Annotated in this window: 12 protein-coding genes and 1 pseudogene; 10 read left to right on the forward strand and 3 right to left on the reverse strand. The window is 63.7% G+C overall.

The features are described 5' to 3' along the window. Both VGP39_RS12475 and VGP39_RS12480 read right to left on the reverse strand, forming a co-directional pair. The coding region (locus VGP39_RS12475) for a molybdopterin cofactor-binding domain-containing protein (RefSeq protein ID WP_327568420.1) at positions 1-1,376 on the reverse strand (1,376 nt) is incomplete at its 3' end. Beyond that, positions 1,376-1,846, reverse strand: coding sequence for a (2Fe-2S)-binding protein (locus VGP39_RS12480; RefSeq protein WP_327568421.1), 471 nt, complete (start codon positions 1,844-1,846; stop codon positions 1,376-1,378). The genes VGP39_RS12475 and VGP39_RS12480, both read right to left, overlap by 1 nt. Before the next feature lie 347 nt (positions 1,847-2,193). Here VGP39_RS12480 and VGP39_RS12485 point away from each other — a divergent pair, with 347 nt between their 5' ends. Continuing rightward, positions 2,194-3,795 (forward strand): fused MFS/spermidine synthase, encoded by a 1,602-nt coding sequence (locus VGP39_RS12485; protein ID WP_327568422.1) that lies wholly within the window; start codon positions 2,194-2,196, stop codon positions 3,793-3,795. Between the two features lie 155 nt (positions 3,796-3,950). Here the strand turns inward: VGP39_RS12485 and VGP39_RS12490 are convergent, their stop codons facing one another. Further along, positions 3,951-4,850 (reverse strand): DMT family transporter, encoded by a 900-nt coding sequence (locus tag VGP39_RS12490; protein WP_327568423.1) that lies wholly within the window; start codon positions 4,848-4,850, stop codon positions 3,951-3,953. Between the two features lie 95 nt (positions 4,851-4,945). Here VGP39_RS12490 and VGP39_RS12495 point away from each other — a divergent pair, with 95 nt between their 5' ends. The 9 genes and pseudogenes from VGP39_RS12495 to VGP39_RS12535 all read left to right on the forward strand — a co-directional run. Next, positions 4,946-5,803, forward strand: coding sequence for a LysR substrate-binding domain-containing protein (locus VGP39_RS12495; protein ID WP_327568424.1), 858 nt, complete (start codon positions 4,946-4,948; stop codon positions 5,801-5,803). A 223-nt stretch (positions 5,804-6,026) separates the two neighbouring features. Further along, positions 6,027-7,478 (forward strand): 6-hydroxynicotinate reductase, encoded by a 1,452-nt coding sequence (locus VGP39_RS12500; RefSeq protein ID WP_327568425.1) that lies wholly within the window; start codon positions 6,027-6,029, stop codon positions 7,476-7,478. Further along, the gene (locus VGP39_RS12505; protein WP_327568426.1) at positions 7,475-8,371 is read left to right on the forward strand and encodes a UPF0280 family protein; all 897 of its coding nucleotides are present in this window, start codon (positions 7,475-7,477) and stop codon (positions 8,369-8,371) included. Before VGP39_RS12500 ends, VGP39_RS12505 begins: the two co-directional genes overlap by 4 nt. Further along, positions 8,368-8,952 (forward strand): amino acid synthesis family protein, encoded by a 585-nt coding sequence (locus tag VGP39_RS12510; RefSeq protein WP_327568427.1) that lies wholly within the window; start codon positions 8,368-8,370, stop codon positions 8,950-8,952. Before VGP39_RS12505 ends, VGP39_RS12510 begins: the two co-directional genes overlap by 4 nt. A gap of 27 nt (positions 8,953-8,979) precedes the next feature. Next, a complete protein-coding gene (locus VGP39_RS12515; protein WP_327568428.1) occupies positions 8,980-10,182 on the forward strand; it encodes an ABC transporter substrate-binding protein in 1,203 nt (400 codons plus the stop codon). A 183-nt stretch (positions 10,183-10,365) separates the two neighbouring features. Next, the gene (locus tag VGP39_RS12520; protein ID WP_327568429.1) at positions 10,366-12,252 is read left to right on the forward strand and encodes an ABC transporter permease; all 1,887 of its coding nucleotides are present in this window, start codon (positions 10,366-10,368) and stop codon (positions 12,250-12,252) included. Continuing rightward, entirely contained in the window at positions 12,249-13,040 is a 792-nt protein-coding gene (locus tag VGP39_RS12525) for an ABC transporter ATP-binding protein (RefSeq protein ID WP_327568430.1), read from the forward strand. Before VGP39_RS12520 ends, VGP39_RS12525 begins: the two co-directional genes overlap by 4 nt. Then, positions 13,037-13,741 (forward strand): ABC transporter ATP-binding protein, encoded by a 705-nt coding sequence (locus VGP39_RS12530; protein ID WP_327568431.1) that lies wholly within the window; start codon positions 13,037-13,039, stop codon positions 13,739-13,741. Before VGP39_RS12525 ends, VGP39_RS12530 begins: the two co-directional genes overlap by 4 nt. 12 nt (positions 13,742-13,753) lie before the next feature. Continuing rightward, positions 13,754-13,954: pseudogene (locus VGP39_RS12535) on the forward strand (MarR family transcriptional regulator); the annotation flags it as partial.

Consider the following 13,954-nt stretch of genomic DNA (forward strand, 5'->3'; position numbering starts at 1 on the left):
AACACGTCTGGCACCGCCGGGATCATGCCGGTCAACAGCAGCGCCAGCGTCGGCGCGCCGTTGGAGGGATAGCGCGTGGCAAAATCGTAACCCGCGACGCTGCCGTCGGCGTTCAGCCCGCCATCGACGTCGATCAGCTGCGCGGTGCCCTTCGGCTCCCACGCGTGCTCCTGCTCGCGGGTCAGTTGCACCCGCACCGGCCGGCCGACCGCCCGCGACAGCAACACCGCATCCGCCGAGACATCGTCCGCGCAGTTGCGGCCGTAGCAGCCGGCCGCCTCGAGCCGGATCACCTCGATTTCGTTTTCCGGCCGCTGCAGCAGGATCGACAGATCGGCGCGCAAGGGGTGCGGGTTTTGGGTACCCGACCATACCCGCACGCCTTCGTCGCGCACGTCCGCCACCGCGCAGGACGGGCCGATCGAGCCGTGCATCTGGTAGGGCCAGACGTAAGTTCGTCGCAGGCGCTTGTCGGCGCCGGCAATCGCGGTTTCGACATCGCCCTTGTCGATCAGCACCCTTCGCGTCGAAGGGTTGGCGCGCAACGCAGTTTGGAGATCTTTCAGATTCGGTAACGCCGGACCTGGCTTCCAGCTCACCGTGAGCTGCGCCGCCGCCTTCACCGCGTTCTCCTCGCGCTCCGCCACCACCCCGACGAAGTCGCCGATGGTGACGACCGCCACCAGGCCCGGAATATTTCTGATGGAGTTTTCATCGACCGCAACAAGACTGCGGCCGACAAAATCACCGGCATCGACGCCGGCATAGGGCGGCCGAACCACCCGCCCGTGCAGCATGCCGGGCACGCGCACGTCATGGACATAAAGGATTTCGCCGGTCGCCTTGGCCGGAATATCGACGCGCGGCACCGATTGTCCGACGATGCTGTAGGCATCGACGGCCTTCACCGCCACGTCTTCGGCAAGCTCAAGGCGGATGGTGTCGCCGGCAATCAACTCGCCATAGCTGACGCTGCGGTTGTCGCGGCCGCGGATCAGGCCATCCTCGATGGAGAGCTCGCTTTCCGGCAGTTCGAGTTTCTCCGCGGCCCGCGCCAGCAAAAAATGCCGCGCCTGCGCCGCCGCCCTGCGCAGCGGCACCGCCGATATCTGGATGGTCTCGCTGGCGATGGTCGCGCCCTGGTTGGGCACGCGCGAGGTATCGCCGAGCACCACGATCACCCGCGCAAAGGACACGTCGAGTTCTTCGGCGACGATCTGGCCGAGCGCGGTGCGGATGCCGGTGCCGAGATCGACATGGCCGTTGAAGGCGGTTACCGCGCCGTCGGCGGCGATCTGGATGAAGGTTTCGAAAGCCCCTGCACAGGACGCGTCCGGACGAACGACGCACAACGATCCGGGCAGAATTTCCGCCATCAGTCCTGCGCCTCTGCGAGATGCCCCGCCGCCCGCATCGCCGCGCGCATGATCTCGATATGCGCGCCGCAGCGGCACAGATTATATCGCAGCGCTTCAAGCACTTCGGCCTCGGCCGGGCGAGGGGATCGCAGCAGCAGCGCCTTGGTGCTCATGATCATGCCGTTGAGACAGTAACCGCATTGCGCGGCCTGTTCCTGGATGAAGGCAGCCTGCACCGGATCGGGCCGCTCGCGCGAGCCGAGACCTTCCAGCGTCACGATGTCGCGCCCGACGCAGCCATCGATCGGGATCACGCAGGATCGCGCGGCCACGCCGTCGATCAGCACGGTGCAGGTCCCGCATTCGCCGAGTCCGCAGCCGTATTTCGGCCCGTTCAATTCGAGATCGTTGCGCAACACGTAAAGCAGCGCGGTGTCCGGCGCGGCGTCGATGTCGTGAACTTTGCCGTTGACGGTCAGGCGGATCATGATCGGGTCAGGCTCATCGTCACGGTCGGTCGTTGCGGTGCAAACTGGTGAAGGCTTTGCGAAGATACCGTTTGCATACAAACGTGCAAGCGCGCCGTTGGCAGAGCGGGCTTGGCGGGAACAAGCTATTTCGGTAGCGATTGCCCTCAACGGACATTCTCATGACCAAACTCAAGCGTTCCCGCGTCGGAATTATTGGATGCCCGGTTGCTTGGACTGGATACGACGATGGCGGAGCCAGCAAGCGGTGCAGAGACAGAGCGCCCGACATGGCATAAGCTCTCAAGAGTTCAGCCGCCGCTGTCGGCACCTGTATTGGCAAGAGCTCGTTACGAAGGAGTTGGCAAATGAATACCGAGGCGCTGCCTGAAGCGCCATGCAGGAATGGGTTTGCGATCTCTATCTATCTGGTCGCCTTTGTAACCGGTGCGATCGTGATGAGTTTCGAAATGTTGGGGTCCCGCTATCTCGCTCCCGCGTTCGGAGCCGGCATCTATACCTGGGCTTCGCTGATCTCGACGGTATTGGCGGCGCTCTGCGCCGGTTATTTTCTTGGCGGTTACGCCGCCGACCGCTATCCGTCCCCGGCGTTACTCGGAGCGACCGTGGCTATCGGCTCGATTTACCTGCTGCTGCTGCCCGCGTTTTCCGAGGAGATCGTGCAATTCTTCGCTTGGCAAATCGACGACATCAAATTGGGCAGCCTCGCCGCCGCGATGGCTATCATGCTGTTCCCGGTCACTTTTCTCGGGATGTACTCACCCTTCGCGATTCGCTTGCTGATCGAATCGAAACAGAACGCCGGCGCGGTTTCGGGGACGGTTTACGGCATCTCGACGGCAGGCAGTATCCTCGGCACACTCGTGACCACGTTTTTGCTGATCCCGCTGATCGGAACCCGTGCGATCACCATTTCACTCGGCATCCTGGGGCTGCTGGGTTGTGCGCTGCTGGTGGGTACTGCTTCGGCGTCGCGGCGGCCGGTCCGGCTTGGCGTTCTCGCGGCTTTGCTGGCGTCGCAGATGGCGACGCTGCCGCCGGCCTGTGCCGAAGATTCGTTCGATCCGCAAATCCGCAACAATATGCTGGCACGGAAGGACGGCCGGATTGCGCATCTTGAGACTGTCTACAACGACATCTTCGTCACCAAGCAAGCAAACCTGCTCCAGCTGAGCTTTCAATGGAAGGGTTGGCGCTTCTTCCAGTCAGTGACCAATCTCGCGGATCCTGACGATCTGCCGATGCCGTATTCCCGAACCATGAGCATCGCCGCGATTTTTCCGCAGGACGTCAAGCGCGTGCTGGTGCTCGGCCTCGGTGCCGGCTCCATTCCGGTTTATCTGCAGCGCTTTGTCCCTGAGGCGACGATCGATGCGGTCGAGCTCGATCCCGGCGTGATCGACGTCGCCAAGAAATATTTCGGGCTGCGCGAAACCGCGAAGTTCCGTCTGATCCCGGCCGACGCCCGGATGTTCCTGAACCGGCATACCGAGCCGTACGACCTGATTTTCGTGGATGCGTTTACCGGCAGCTACATTCCCTTTCATCTCATGACAAAAGAGTTTTATCAGCTGGTGCGCAACCGGCTTTCGCCACACGGCGTGGCGGCGTTCAATTTCCTTCCCGCGAAGGATATTTTCGAGAGCAACGTTCGCACGGTGAGCCTGGCCTTCGATCATAACATCGATCTCTTCCATTCAGGTGTTCGGGACATTGAGGAGGCCAACGTGATCGTCCTCGGACGGCTTGACCCGTCATCTGATGCCGAGACGTTGCAAAAGGCCGCGGCCGCGCAGGAGCGTTACAAGTTCCGTTTCGATGTGTCGAAACTCGTCACTGAACAGCGCGCGCCGGTGCCGAAGGAGCTCAAAGGCAAGGTGCTAACCGACGACTTCGCAGCGGCCGACGTACTCGATGCGCGGGGGCGCCGCTATCGGCGAGAGAAGTAGCGCAGCCATGATCAAAGCCTGTCGATACAGATGTATCACGGGTTTTTGGCTGCACCGCAGCCAAGGGGAAGGGTCGACCCCCGCGGGCAGGGGGGGCGCAGCAGTAGCGCCTTGGTGCTCATGATCATGCCGTTGAGGCAGTAACCGCATTCTGGTCACCGGCTCATCTGCGTGCGGGCAACAGGCCGGCTGACCGAGGTCGCTATCGAAATGCCTAGAAGGACCGCCATCAAACCAACAACGAGATTCCAGCGGATCGGTTCGTCGAGCAGCATCGCGCCAACCAATGCCGCCGCAATCGGGTTGATGGTGACGGAGATCGCAACGCGCGTCGGCGTGGTTCGGCTTAGGGCGAACGCCCAAAGGTAAAAGGTCAGTGCGCTTCCAAACAGACCGAGATAAATGACGGCCAGCCATTGCGGTGGTCCGAAAGCAGTCACGGGCTCGAAGCTGCCGCTCATCGCGGACACGGTCACCAGAAACAGCGCGCCGACGCCCATCCCCATGGTCGTGAACGGAATCGGCCCGGAGCGCTGGATGTACGGCTTGGACCACACGCTATAGAGCGCCATGCAAAATGCGGCACACACCATCAATGCGTCGCCGCGCCATGCACCCGCCGGCGCGGAGCTAAGACTTGAGAGCAGCGCGACCGCGACGCCTATTGTGGCGATGAAGACACCTGCCGTCTTGCGTAATGTCAGCGGTTCGACGCCCAGGGCCGCCCCGACCATCATTGTCAACAACGGCAACGTCGACAGCGCAAGCGCGCCGCGCGCGGCCGTGGTGAAGATCAGCGACGCGTTGAACAGGATCGGGAACAGGCCAAAGAACAACAGACCGAGGCCGGCGGTCGCAGCCCGGTCGTTCTGCGCCGGCCATTTTCCGCCTTGGATCAGCGCGATCGGCAACAGGAAGATAAAGCCAAGACCAAACCGAAACGCGCCGATCGCAAGTGGATCGACCGCATGCCGTACAAAGCGGGTAGCGCCGATCGATGTGCCGCCGAGCCCGCTCGACAGCACCGCAGCGAGCACGCCCCAGATTTCTCCCATCGCCTGACCTTCCGCATTCGGCGTTGCGGATACGGTAGAGATGAAGTTATCATAACGAAATGGAATTTAGATGATAACACTCATGAAGGATTGAAATGAGTTCTCCCGTTCTCGATCCCGAACTGCTCAAGGCGTTCGTCGCCGTGGCCGACCAACGCTCATTTACGCGTGCGGCCGTGATGCTGAACCGGACCCAGTCCGCGGTCAGCATGCAGATCAAGCGTCTGGAGGATCGGCTTGGTGTCGCGTTGTTTTCGCGCACAACGGTCAACGTTGATTTGAGTGCCGCGGGCGAGGGGTTGCTCGGCTACGCGCGCCGCATTCTGATGTTGAATAACGAAGCTGTCGGCCGTCTGCGCGACCACAAGGTCGAAGGCGTGGTGCGGCTCGGCGTAATGGACGATTACGGCAGCATCGTCGTGCCGCCTTTGTTGGCGCGCTTTGTCAGCGGTTATCCGCTTATCCACGTTGAAATGGAAACCGGCCTGACCGCGACCATGGCAAACCGGCTCGGCGAGTCCTTCGATCTTGTCATCGCGATGCATCCGCAAGGCCGTGGCGACGGCGAATTTCTGCGGCGCGAGCAGGCGGTCTGGGCTGCCGGAGCATCGCATCCGGTCGAAGCAATGGATCCGCTTCCTGTCGCGCTCTATCCGCATGGATGTCTGTTCCGGAAATGGGCCACTGAGGCGCTCGATAATGCCGGGCGACCCTGGCGCCTGGCGTTCGTGAGTCACAGCCTCGCGGCGGTTGAAGCCATCGTCGCTCAAGGCCTCGCCGTGACTGTGGTCAAATCCGGAACATTTCCGTCGAAGTTGCGGGTTCTGTCCGAGCGCGACGGCATGCCGGAGCTTCCCGCGGCGGATATATGCCTGCATCGCGCAACAAACCTCTCGCACGCAGCGTCGCTTCTGGCCGACCATCTGGTTTTGGCTATATCGCAACCTGCCTGAAATCGATTGCCCTTCGGTTGTCGATACGACGCAAGCCGCATCGTCGCGCAACAAGGTGCGTCCTGCCCGGTTTATGCGCAACGGCACCGATCGACCTGCGTTTTTATAACGCAGCGGCGCTTTTCGAATGCAGTGGCGCTTGACAGCTTTCCGGCTCCAGCGCAGGATCGTTCGTATACGAACAAAGTTCCGAGGGTTTGCTGATCGCTTGTGAGCTTGTTTCATGCTGACCGACGCGACCAACGCCGACAAGATCCGCTGCGATGCATGCCCGGTGATGTGCTACATCAAGCCGGGTGCGGCCGGCGCCTGCGACCGCTACGCCAATCATAATGGCGAGCTGGTGCGGGTCGATCCGCATGTGGTGCTGGAGCGAACGGTATCCCATGGCGGACGGCTGGTGCCGTTCCAGGCCGGCGGCGACTGGGACGGCAAGATCGTGCATGAGCCCAACGTGTTCGTCACCGCGATCGGCGCCGGCACCACCTATCCCGATTACAAACCGGCGCCTTTTATCGTGTCCTCGGAAGTGGACGGCGTCGACATGGTCACGGTGGTGACCGAAGGCATTTTTAGTTATTGCGGGGTCAAGGTAAAAATCGACACCGACCGCTATCTGGGTCCGGAAACCGCTGTTGTGCGCGTGCAGGGCGAGGCGGTCGGCCATGTCACCACGGGCGAATACGGCTCGCAGATGCTGTCGCTCGGCGGCGTGCACCATCTGACCGGCGGCTCCAAGAAGGAAGGCCGCGTCACCTGCGACGCGCTGATGGATCTGTCGAACTGCAAGCCGGTCGAACTCACCATCGACGGCGGCGCCACCGTGGTGGTGCAGGCCGGCTATCCGCCTGTTGTCAACGGCGTGCCCGAGCAACGCATGCGGGTCGGCTGCGGCTCGGCGACGATCGGCATGTTCGCAAAACAGTGGCACGGCAAGGTCGATGAGGTGGTGGTGGTCGACGACCACATCACCGGCGTGCTGTCCGAGCACCAGGCCGGCAAACTGCTCGATATTCCCGACACCGGCATCAAGATGAAAGGCCGCCGCTCCACGCCCGGCCGCTATTTCCAGGTCGCCGAGCCCGGTACCGGCTGGGGCGGCACCAAAATTTCCGATCCGCTGTCGGTACTGGGACCGTTCGATCCGAAGGAGGCGCGTCCCGGCATGACCATGCTGATGGTCAGCACCACCGGCGAGCACGCCGCCTATTTCGAACTCGACGAAGCGTTAAAGCCGGTGGAGAAGGAGATGCCGGCCGACCTGAAATTCTCGGTCGAGCGCATCAAGGAGAATTGCGAACCGGCATTGTGCACCGTGCTGTTCATGGGCGGCGCCGGCGGTTCGCTGCGATCCGGCGTCACCGAAAATCCGGTGCGGCTGACGCGCTCGGTGAAGGACGCGCTGACGCGGGTGACCTCCGGCGGCGCGCCGGTCTATGTCTGGCCGGGCGGCGGCATCACCTTCATGGTGGACGTCACGCGATTGCCGGCCGGCGCCTTCGGCTATGTGCCGACCCCGGCGCTGGTGGCGCCGATCGAGTTCACCCTGAAACTGTCGGATTATGCAGCGCTGGGCGGCCATATGGATCACGTGCGGCCGTTGGCGTCATTGAAGGACAGCGCCGAAATCCGTCAAATGACGCCGCCGCAACTCCAACCGAAGCCGCGAGCATGACGAGACTTCCGCAAATCGGATTTTTGGCGGACGGCAGGCGGCTTCATCTGCAGGATGGGCCGATCGACCTGATTGTGGAAGCCTGGGGGAGCGAGGCGAACGTCGGTGCGGCCTACGCCGCCGTCGCGCGGCGCTTCACCGGCCTGCTCGATACGCTGTGCGAGGAGTTGCCGGAGTTGCGCAAGGCAGCCGATCCCGTGAGCTGCAGGCTGCGAGGCAAAATCGCGCGCCGCATGGATGCCGCGGTGGCCCCGTTTGCGTCGAAACATTTCATCACGCCGATGGCGGCGGTAGCGGGCGCCGTCGCCGAGGAAATCCTCGGCGCGATGGTGGAAGCGGCAAATCTGAAGCGCGCCTATGTCAACAACGGCGGCGACATCGCGCTGCATCTCGGCGCGGGCGAGCACTTCACCGTGGGACTGGTGGATCGGCCGGACCAGCCCGGTCCGATGCAAACCACAATTATCGAGGCCGGCGATCCAACGCGCGGCATCGCCACCAGCGGACGCCACGGCCGCAGTTTTTCGCTCGGCATCGCCGACGCGGTCACCGTCCTCGCGCGAACCGCGGCGCAGGCCGACGCCGCCGCGACCATCATCGCCAACGCTGTCGATCTGCCCGGACATCCCGCGGTTCTCCGCTGCGCGGCACATGACCTGCAGCCCGACAGCGATCTCGGCGCGCGCCTCGTCACACGCGAAGTCGGCGATTTGTCGCCATATGAGCTCGAGGAAGCACTGGAAGCGGGTGCGGACAGGGCGCGTGCGCTGCTTGCGCGAGGACTGATCGAAAGCGCGGCATTGCGATTGCATGGCAAAACACGCATCGTCGCGCCCAGGGTAAGGTCTGCGGCGGTGTCGCGCCAGTCGATAAGGGAAAGCGTGATGTCATGAGCGTGGTCATTCGCAAAATCGTCACGGTCGTCGAGGAAACGCTGACGGAGATGGGACGGCCCGTCACGCCGCCGACCCGCCGCGCCGCGGCCATCGCCGTGATCGAAAATCCGTTCGCCGGCAGATATGTCGAGGACCTTTCGCCATTGATTGCGATCGGCGAGGAACTCGGCGAGCTGCTTTCGAAAAAGGCAGTCGCGGCGCTGGGCATCGACGGGGCAAAAGCACAAAGTTACGGCAAGGCCGCCGCGGTCGGCGAGAACGGCGAGCTCGAACATGCCGCCGCGATCCTGCACCCGAAGATGGGCGCGCCGGTGCGTAAGGTGCTCGGCAAGGGCGCCGCACTGATCCCGTCGTCGAAAAAGCGCAGCGGGCCCGGCACCACGCTCGACATCCCGCTCGGCCACAAGGACGCAGCCTTCGTGCGCAGCCATTTCGACGGCATGGAAGTGCAGATCAACGATGCGCCGCGCGCCAACGAAATCATGGTGGCGGTCGCCGTCACCGACAGCGGCAGGCCGCTACCGCGCGTCGGGGGTCTGACGATTGCCGAAGTCAAAGGCGAGGACGGTTTGCGGTAATTTCTCTTCAACAGTGGAGGTTTTGGGATGCAACGAAAACAATTTTTGGCCGCGGCGCTGGGCGTCATTCTCGGCGGCATGGCGCAATCCGCCTTCGCGCAGAGCGAAATAAAGATCGGCGAGATCAACAGCTACTCGCTGCTGCCCGCCTTCACCGAGCCCTATCGCAAGGGCTGGCAGCTTGCGCTCGAGGAGGTCAACGCCGCCGGCGGCGTCAACGGCAAGAAGCTGGTGGTCGTCTCCAAGGACGACGGCGGCAAGCCCGCCGACGCGCAGACCGCCGCCAATGAACTGGTGTCGAGCGAGAAGGTCGCGATGCTGACCGGCACCTTCCTGTCCAATATCGGGCTGGCGGTCAGCGATTTCGCCAACCAGAAAAAAGTGTTCTTCCTCGCCGCCGAGCCGCTGACCGACGCCATCACCTGGTCCAAGGGCAATCGCTACACCTTCCGCCTGCGCCCCTCGAATTACATGCAGGCGGCGATGCTGGTGGAAGAAGCGGCAAAACTGCCGGCAAAACGCTGGGCGACGATTGCGCCGAACTACGAATACGGCCAGTCGGCGGTGTCGGTGTTCAAGAAATTGATGTCGGAAAAGCGTCCCGACATTCAGTGGGTCGACGAACAGTGGCCGCCGCAGGGCAAGATCGACGCCGGCCCGGTGGTGCAGGCCGTCGCGGCCGCCAATCCGGAAGCGATCCTCAACGTCACCTTCGGCGCCGATCTGGTAAAGCTGGTCCGCGAAGGCAATACGCGAGGCCTGTTCAAGGACCGCGCCGTGGTCAGCTTCCTCACCGGCGAACCGGAATATCTCGATCCGCTCAAGGAAGAAACACCGGCGGGGTGGATCGTCACCGGCTATCCCTGGTACTCGATCAAGACGCCGGAGCACGACGCATTCCTGAAAGCCTATCAGGGCAAGTACAACGACTATCCGCGGCTCGGCTCGATCGTCGGCTACCAGACCATCAAGGCCGCCGCCGCGATCCTTGCGAAAGCCAACTCGCTTGACCCGGAAAAGCTGATCGCCGCCACCGAGGGCCTGTCGATGCCCTCGCCGTTCGGCGAGATCACCTTCCGCAAGATCGATCACCAGTCGACCCTCGGCGCCTATGTCGGCAAGACCGCGCTCAAGGACGGCAAGGGCGTGATGGTGGATTCGCTCTATCGCAAGGGCAGCGACTACCTGCCGAGCGATGCCGAAGTCGACAAGCTGCGGCCGAAGGATTGAGCTTGCCACGGGCGCGGCGCCCCACCTCTCCCCGAAGGGGAGAGGTCGCCTCGCATCGTCAGATGCGAGGCGGGTGAGGGGCTGCCGCGAGTCAGAGCCTGTGGCGCCCCTCACCCGGATGGCATCTTCGATGACATCCGACCTCTCCCCTTCGGGGAGAGGTGAACAACTCGCGGACCGCTGATGGCCTTCTACTTCGTCCAGTTCCTGACCGGCCTAGCCAGCGCGGCGTCGCTGTTTCTGGTGGCCTCGGGGCTGTCGATCATTTTCGGCGTGACGCGGATCGTCAATTTCGCGCATGGCGCGTTCTACATGCTCGGCGCTTACGTGGCGTTCACGCTGACCGAGCGGTTTTCCGGCGCGCTCGGATTCTGGGGCGGCATTGTCGCAGCCAGCCTGATCGTCGCGGCAGTCGGCGTGCTGGTCGAGATGATCCTGCTGCGGCGGATCTATCATTCGCCGGAATTGTTCCAGCTGCTGGCGACCTTCGGCCTGACGCTGATGGTCGAGGATCTGGTGGTGCTGATCTGGGGACCGGACGATCTGCTCGGCCGCCGCGCCCCAGGATTTCGCGGCGCGGTGGATTTCTTCGGCCAGAACATTCCGACCTACGATCTGTTCCTGATCGGGCTGAGCCCGGTGGTGCTCGGCATCCTGTGGCTGCTGTTCCAGCGCACGCGCTGGGGTGTGCTGGTGCGCGCGGCGACCCAGGACCGCGACATGGTGGCGGCGCTCGGCGTCAATCAGAAATGGCTGTTCACCAGCGTGTTCGCGCTTGGCGTCTTCCTCGCAGCGCTCGGCGGCGCGCTGCAGATTCCGCGCGACGCCGTGCACCACGCGCTGGACCTGCGCATCATCGTCGACGTGTTCGTGGTGGTGGTGATCGGCGGCTTGGGGAGCATCATCGGCGCCTTTGTCGCGGCGGTGCTGGTGTCGGAACTCAACGCGTTCGGCATCCTGATCTTTCCAAAGATTTCCATCATCCTGGTATTCCTGGTGATGGCCGCGGTGCTGATCGTGCGGCCATGGGGCCTGTTCGGCAGGCCGGAGGCGCCGGCGCGCCGCACCCCGGGACTGACGGTCAATCCCTGGGCGCCGCTGACGACCAACGAGCGCCTTGCCGCGATCGCGGCGCTGGTGCTGGCCGCCGCGCTGCCGCTGATCGGCGGCAATTACGCGCTCACGGTCGGTTCGGAAATCGCGATCTATGTGATCTTCGCCGCCAGCCTGCATTTTTTGATGTCGGTCGGCGGGCTCGCCTCGTTCGGCCACGCGGCGTATTTCGGGCTCGGCGCCTATGGCGTCGCCTTCCTCGCCAAGGCCGCCGGCCTGCCTATGATCGCCTGCCTGCTGCTCGGCCCGCTGCTCGGGCTGCTCGGCGCGGCGGTGTTCGGATTCTTCGCGGTGCAATTATCCGGTGTCTACTTCGCGATGCTGACGCTGGCGTTTGCGCAGATCGTGTGGTCGATCGCGTTCCAGTGGGTCGCGGTCACCGGCGGTGACAACGGCATTTTGGGCGTCTGGCCGGAGAAGTGGGCGGCAGGGCCTGCGAGCTTTTACTGGCTGTCGCTCGGCATCGCCGCGCTCGTGGTTGCAGCCCTTCGCATCATCGTATTCTCGCCGTTCGGCTATGCGCTGCGGGCGACGCGCGATTCCCTGCTGCGCAGCGAGGCTGTCGGCATCGACGGCAAGCGCATCCAGTGGACCGCCTTCGTGATCGCCGGCACCGCCGCAGGCATTGCCGGCGCGCTGTTCGCGTATCTCAAGGGCAGCGTGTTCCCCGACAGCCTCGGGATCTCGCTCTCGGTCGATGCGCTGGTCATGGTGCTGCTCGGCGGCGTCGAGACGGTGTCGGGCGCGGTGGTCGGCGCCATCGTCTACAAGGCGCTCAATATCTGGCTGGTGAGCCAGACCGACCTGTCAAAACTGGTGTTAGGTGCCGTGATCGTGCTGATCGTGGTCGCATTCCCCAAGGGCATCGTCGGCATGCTGCAGACGATTCGGAATCGCCGTAAGGCCAAATCGTCGAAGTCCGCGCTCCTCGCATCACGGATCGAGACCGCCGAATGAGCATGGTCCCCACATTGTTGGCGGTCGAAGGCCTGACCAAATCCTATGGCGGCGTTCATGCCGTGCGCGGCGTGTCGTTCGCGCTGCGGGCCGGCGAAATCCTGGCGCTGATCGGGCCCAACGGCGCGGGGAAGAGCACCTGCTTCGATATGCTGAACGGCCAGAACATTCCCGACAGCGGCCGCGTAAAACTGCTCGGCGAGGACATCACCGGCCAGAAGCCGCGCGCGATCTGGCGGCTGGGGGCAGGGCGCACCTTCCAGATCACCGCGACCTTCCCCACCATGACGGTGCGTGAGAACGTCCAGGTCGCGCTGGTGTCGTTTTCCCGCGCCCTGTTCGACATGTGGCATTCGACGCCGCGCTTCGCCCGCGACGAAGCCGGCGGCCTGCTCGAACTGGTCGGCATGAGCGGCTACGCCGAGCGCCCCTGCGGCGAACTCGCCTATGGCGATCTCAAGCGGCTCGAGCTCGCCATCGCGCTCGCCAATCAACCGAAACTGCTGCTGATGGACGAGCCGACCGCGGGCATGGCGCCGCGCGAGCGCATCGAACTGATGCGGCTCACCGCGGGCATTGCGCGGGAAAAATCGATCGGCGTGCTGTTCACCGAGCACGACATGGACGTGGTGTTCGAGCACGCCGACCGCATCCTGGTGCTCAATCGCGGCAACCTGATCGCCGAGGGTCCGCCCAAGGAAGTCCGGCGCAACCCGCAGGTCCGCGCCATCTATCTCGGCGAGGGGCTGGTCTATGACGCGCGCCACCGCGAGGGGACGCCGGCATGAAGCTCTCGGTACAGGACCTCAACAGCCATTACGGCCCGGCGCACATCCTGTTCGACATCGCGCTGGAGGTCGGCGACGGCGAGGTGGTGGCGCTGCTCGGCCGCAACGGCGCGGGAAAATCCACCACCTTCCGCTCCATCGTCGGCCTCGTCGCGCAGCGCAGCGGCCGCATCGTGTTCGAGGGCAGGGATGTTTCGGATCAGCCGACCCATGCCATCGTGCGCGGCGGGCTCGGCTACGTGCCGGAAGAGCGCCGCATTTTTACCGACCTCACCGTCGATGAAAATCTCGAGGTCGGCCGCCAGCCGAAGCGGCCGAATGCGCCGCAGTGGACGCGCGAAAAACTGTTCGCGCTGTTTCCAAATCTCGCCGAAATGCGGGGTCGCCCGGGCGGGCGCATGAGCGGCGGCGAACAGCAGATGCTGACCATCGCCCGCACCCTGATGGGCAACCCGTCATTGGTGCTGCTGGACGAGCCGTCGGAAGGACTGTCGCCGAAAATCGTCGAGCAGATGGTCGGCGCCATCCTGGCCATGAAGAGGCAAGGCCTCAGCATCGTCGTCTCCGAGCAGAACTTTCACTTCGCCAAACTGATCTGCGACCGCGCTTACATCGTCGAGCGCGGCCGCATCTGTTTCTCGGGCACCATGGCCGAACTCGACGCGCGCCCGGACATCCGCGACGCGCATCTGGCGCTGTAGGGGCGGGGGTACATGACCAGAAGCGTCCAGCCGAAACGCAGCGCAAGACCGCAGCGCCCTGCTTACGTGCTGGAGGAGCAGATCGGCTTCATCCTGCGCCAGGTCTGGCAGCGCCACGCCACCATCTTCGCCCGCGAAATCGGCATCAACCTGACGCCGACGCAATGGGCGGCGCTGGCAAAGCTCACCGAGACCGGGCCGTGCTCGCAGAAC

Origin of the sequence: Bradyrhizobium sp. (assembly GCF_036009065.1) — a bacterium.
Lineage (GTDB): Bacteria > Pseudomonadota > Alphaproteobacteria > Rhizobiales > Xanthobacteraceae > Bradyrhizobium.

What these genes read in the sequence shown, in the direction of transcription:
- VGP39_RS12490 (WP_327568423.1), bottom strand. Translation starts at nt 4,850, where the DNA reads ATGGGAGAAATCTGGGGCGTGCTCGCTGCGGTGCTGTCGAGCGGGCTC.
- VGP39_RS12505 (WP_327568426.1), top strand. Translation starts at nt 7,475, where the DNA reads ATGACGAGACTTCCGCAAATCGGATTTTTGGCGGACGGCAGGCGGCTT.
- VGP39_RS12510 (WP_327568427.1), top strand. Translation starts at nt 8,368, where the DNA reads ATGAGCGTGGTCATTCGCAAAATCGTCACGGTCGTCGAGGAAACGCTG.
- VGP39_RS12495 (WP_327568424.1), top strand. Translation starts at nt 4,946, where the DNA reads ATGAGTTCTCCCGTTCTCGATCCCGAACTGCTCAAGGCGTTCGTCGCC.
- VGP39_RS12500 (WP_327568425.1), top strand. Translation starts at nt 6,027, where the DNA reads ATGCTGACCGACGCGACCAACGCCGACAAGATCCGCTGCGATGCATGC.
- VGP39_RS12520 (WP_327568429.1), top strand. Translation starts at nt 10,366, where the DNA reads ATGGCCTTCTACTTCGTCCAGTTCCTGACCGGCCTAGCCAGCGCGGCG.
- VGP39_RS12480 (WP_327568421.1), bottom strand. Translation starts at nt 1,846, where the DNA reads ATGATCCGCCTGACCGTCAACGGCAAAGTTCACGACATCGACGCCGCG.
- VGP39_RS12485 (WP_327568422.1), top strand. Translation starts at nt 2,194, where the DNA reads ATGAATACCGAGGCGCTGCCTGAAGCGCCATGCAGGAATGGGTTTGCG.
- VGP39_RS12515 (WP_327568428.1), top strand. Translation starts at nt 8,980, where the DNA reads ATGCAACGAAAACAATTTTTGGCCGCGGCGCTGGGCGTCATTCTCGGC.
- VGP39_RS12525 (WP_327568430.1), top strand. Translation starts at nt 12,249, where the DNA reads ATGAGCATGGTCCCCACATTGTTGGCGGTCGAAGGCCTGACCAAATCC.
- VGP39_RS12530 (WP_327568431.1), top strand. Translation starts at nt 13,037, where the DNA reads ATGAAGCTCTCGGTACAGGACCTCAACAGCCATTACGGCCCGGCGCAC.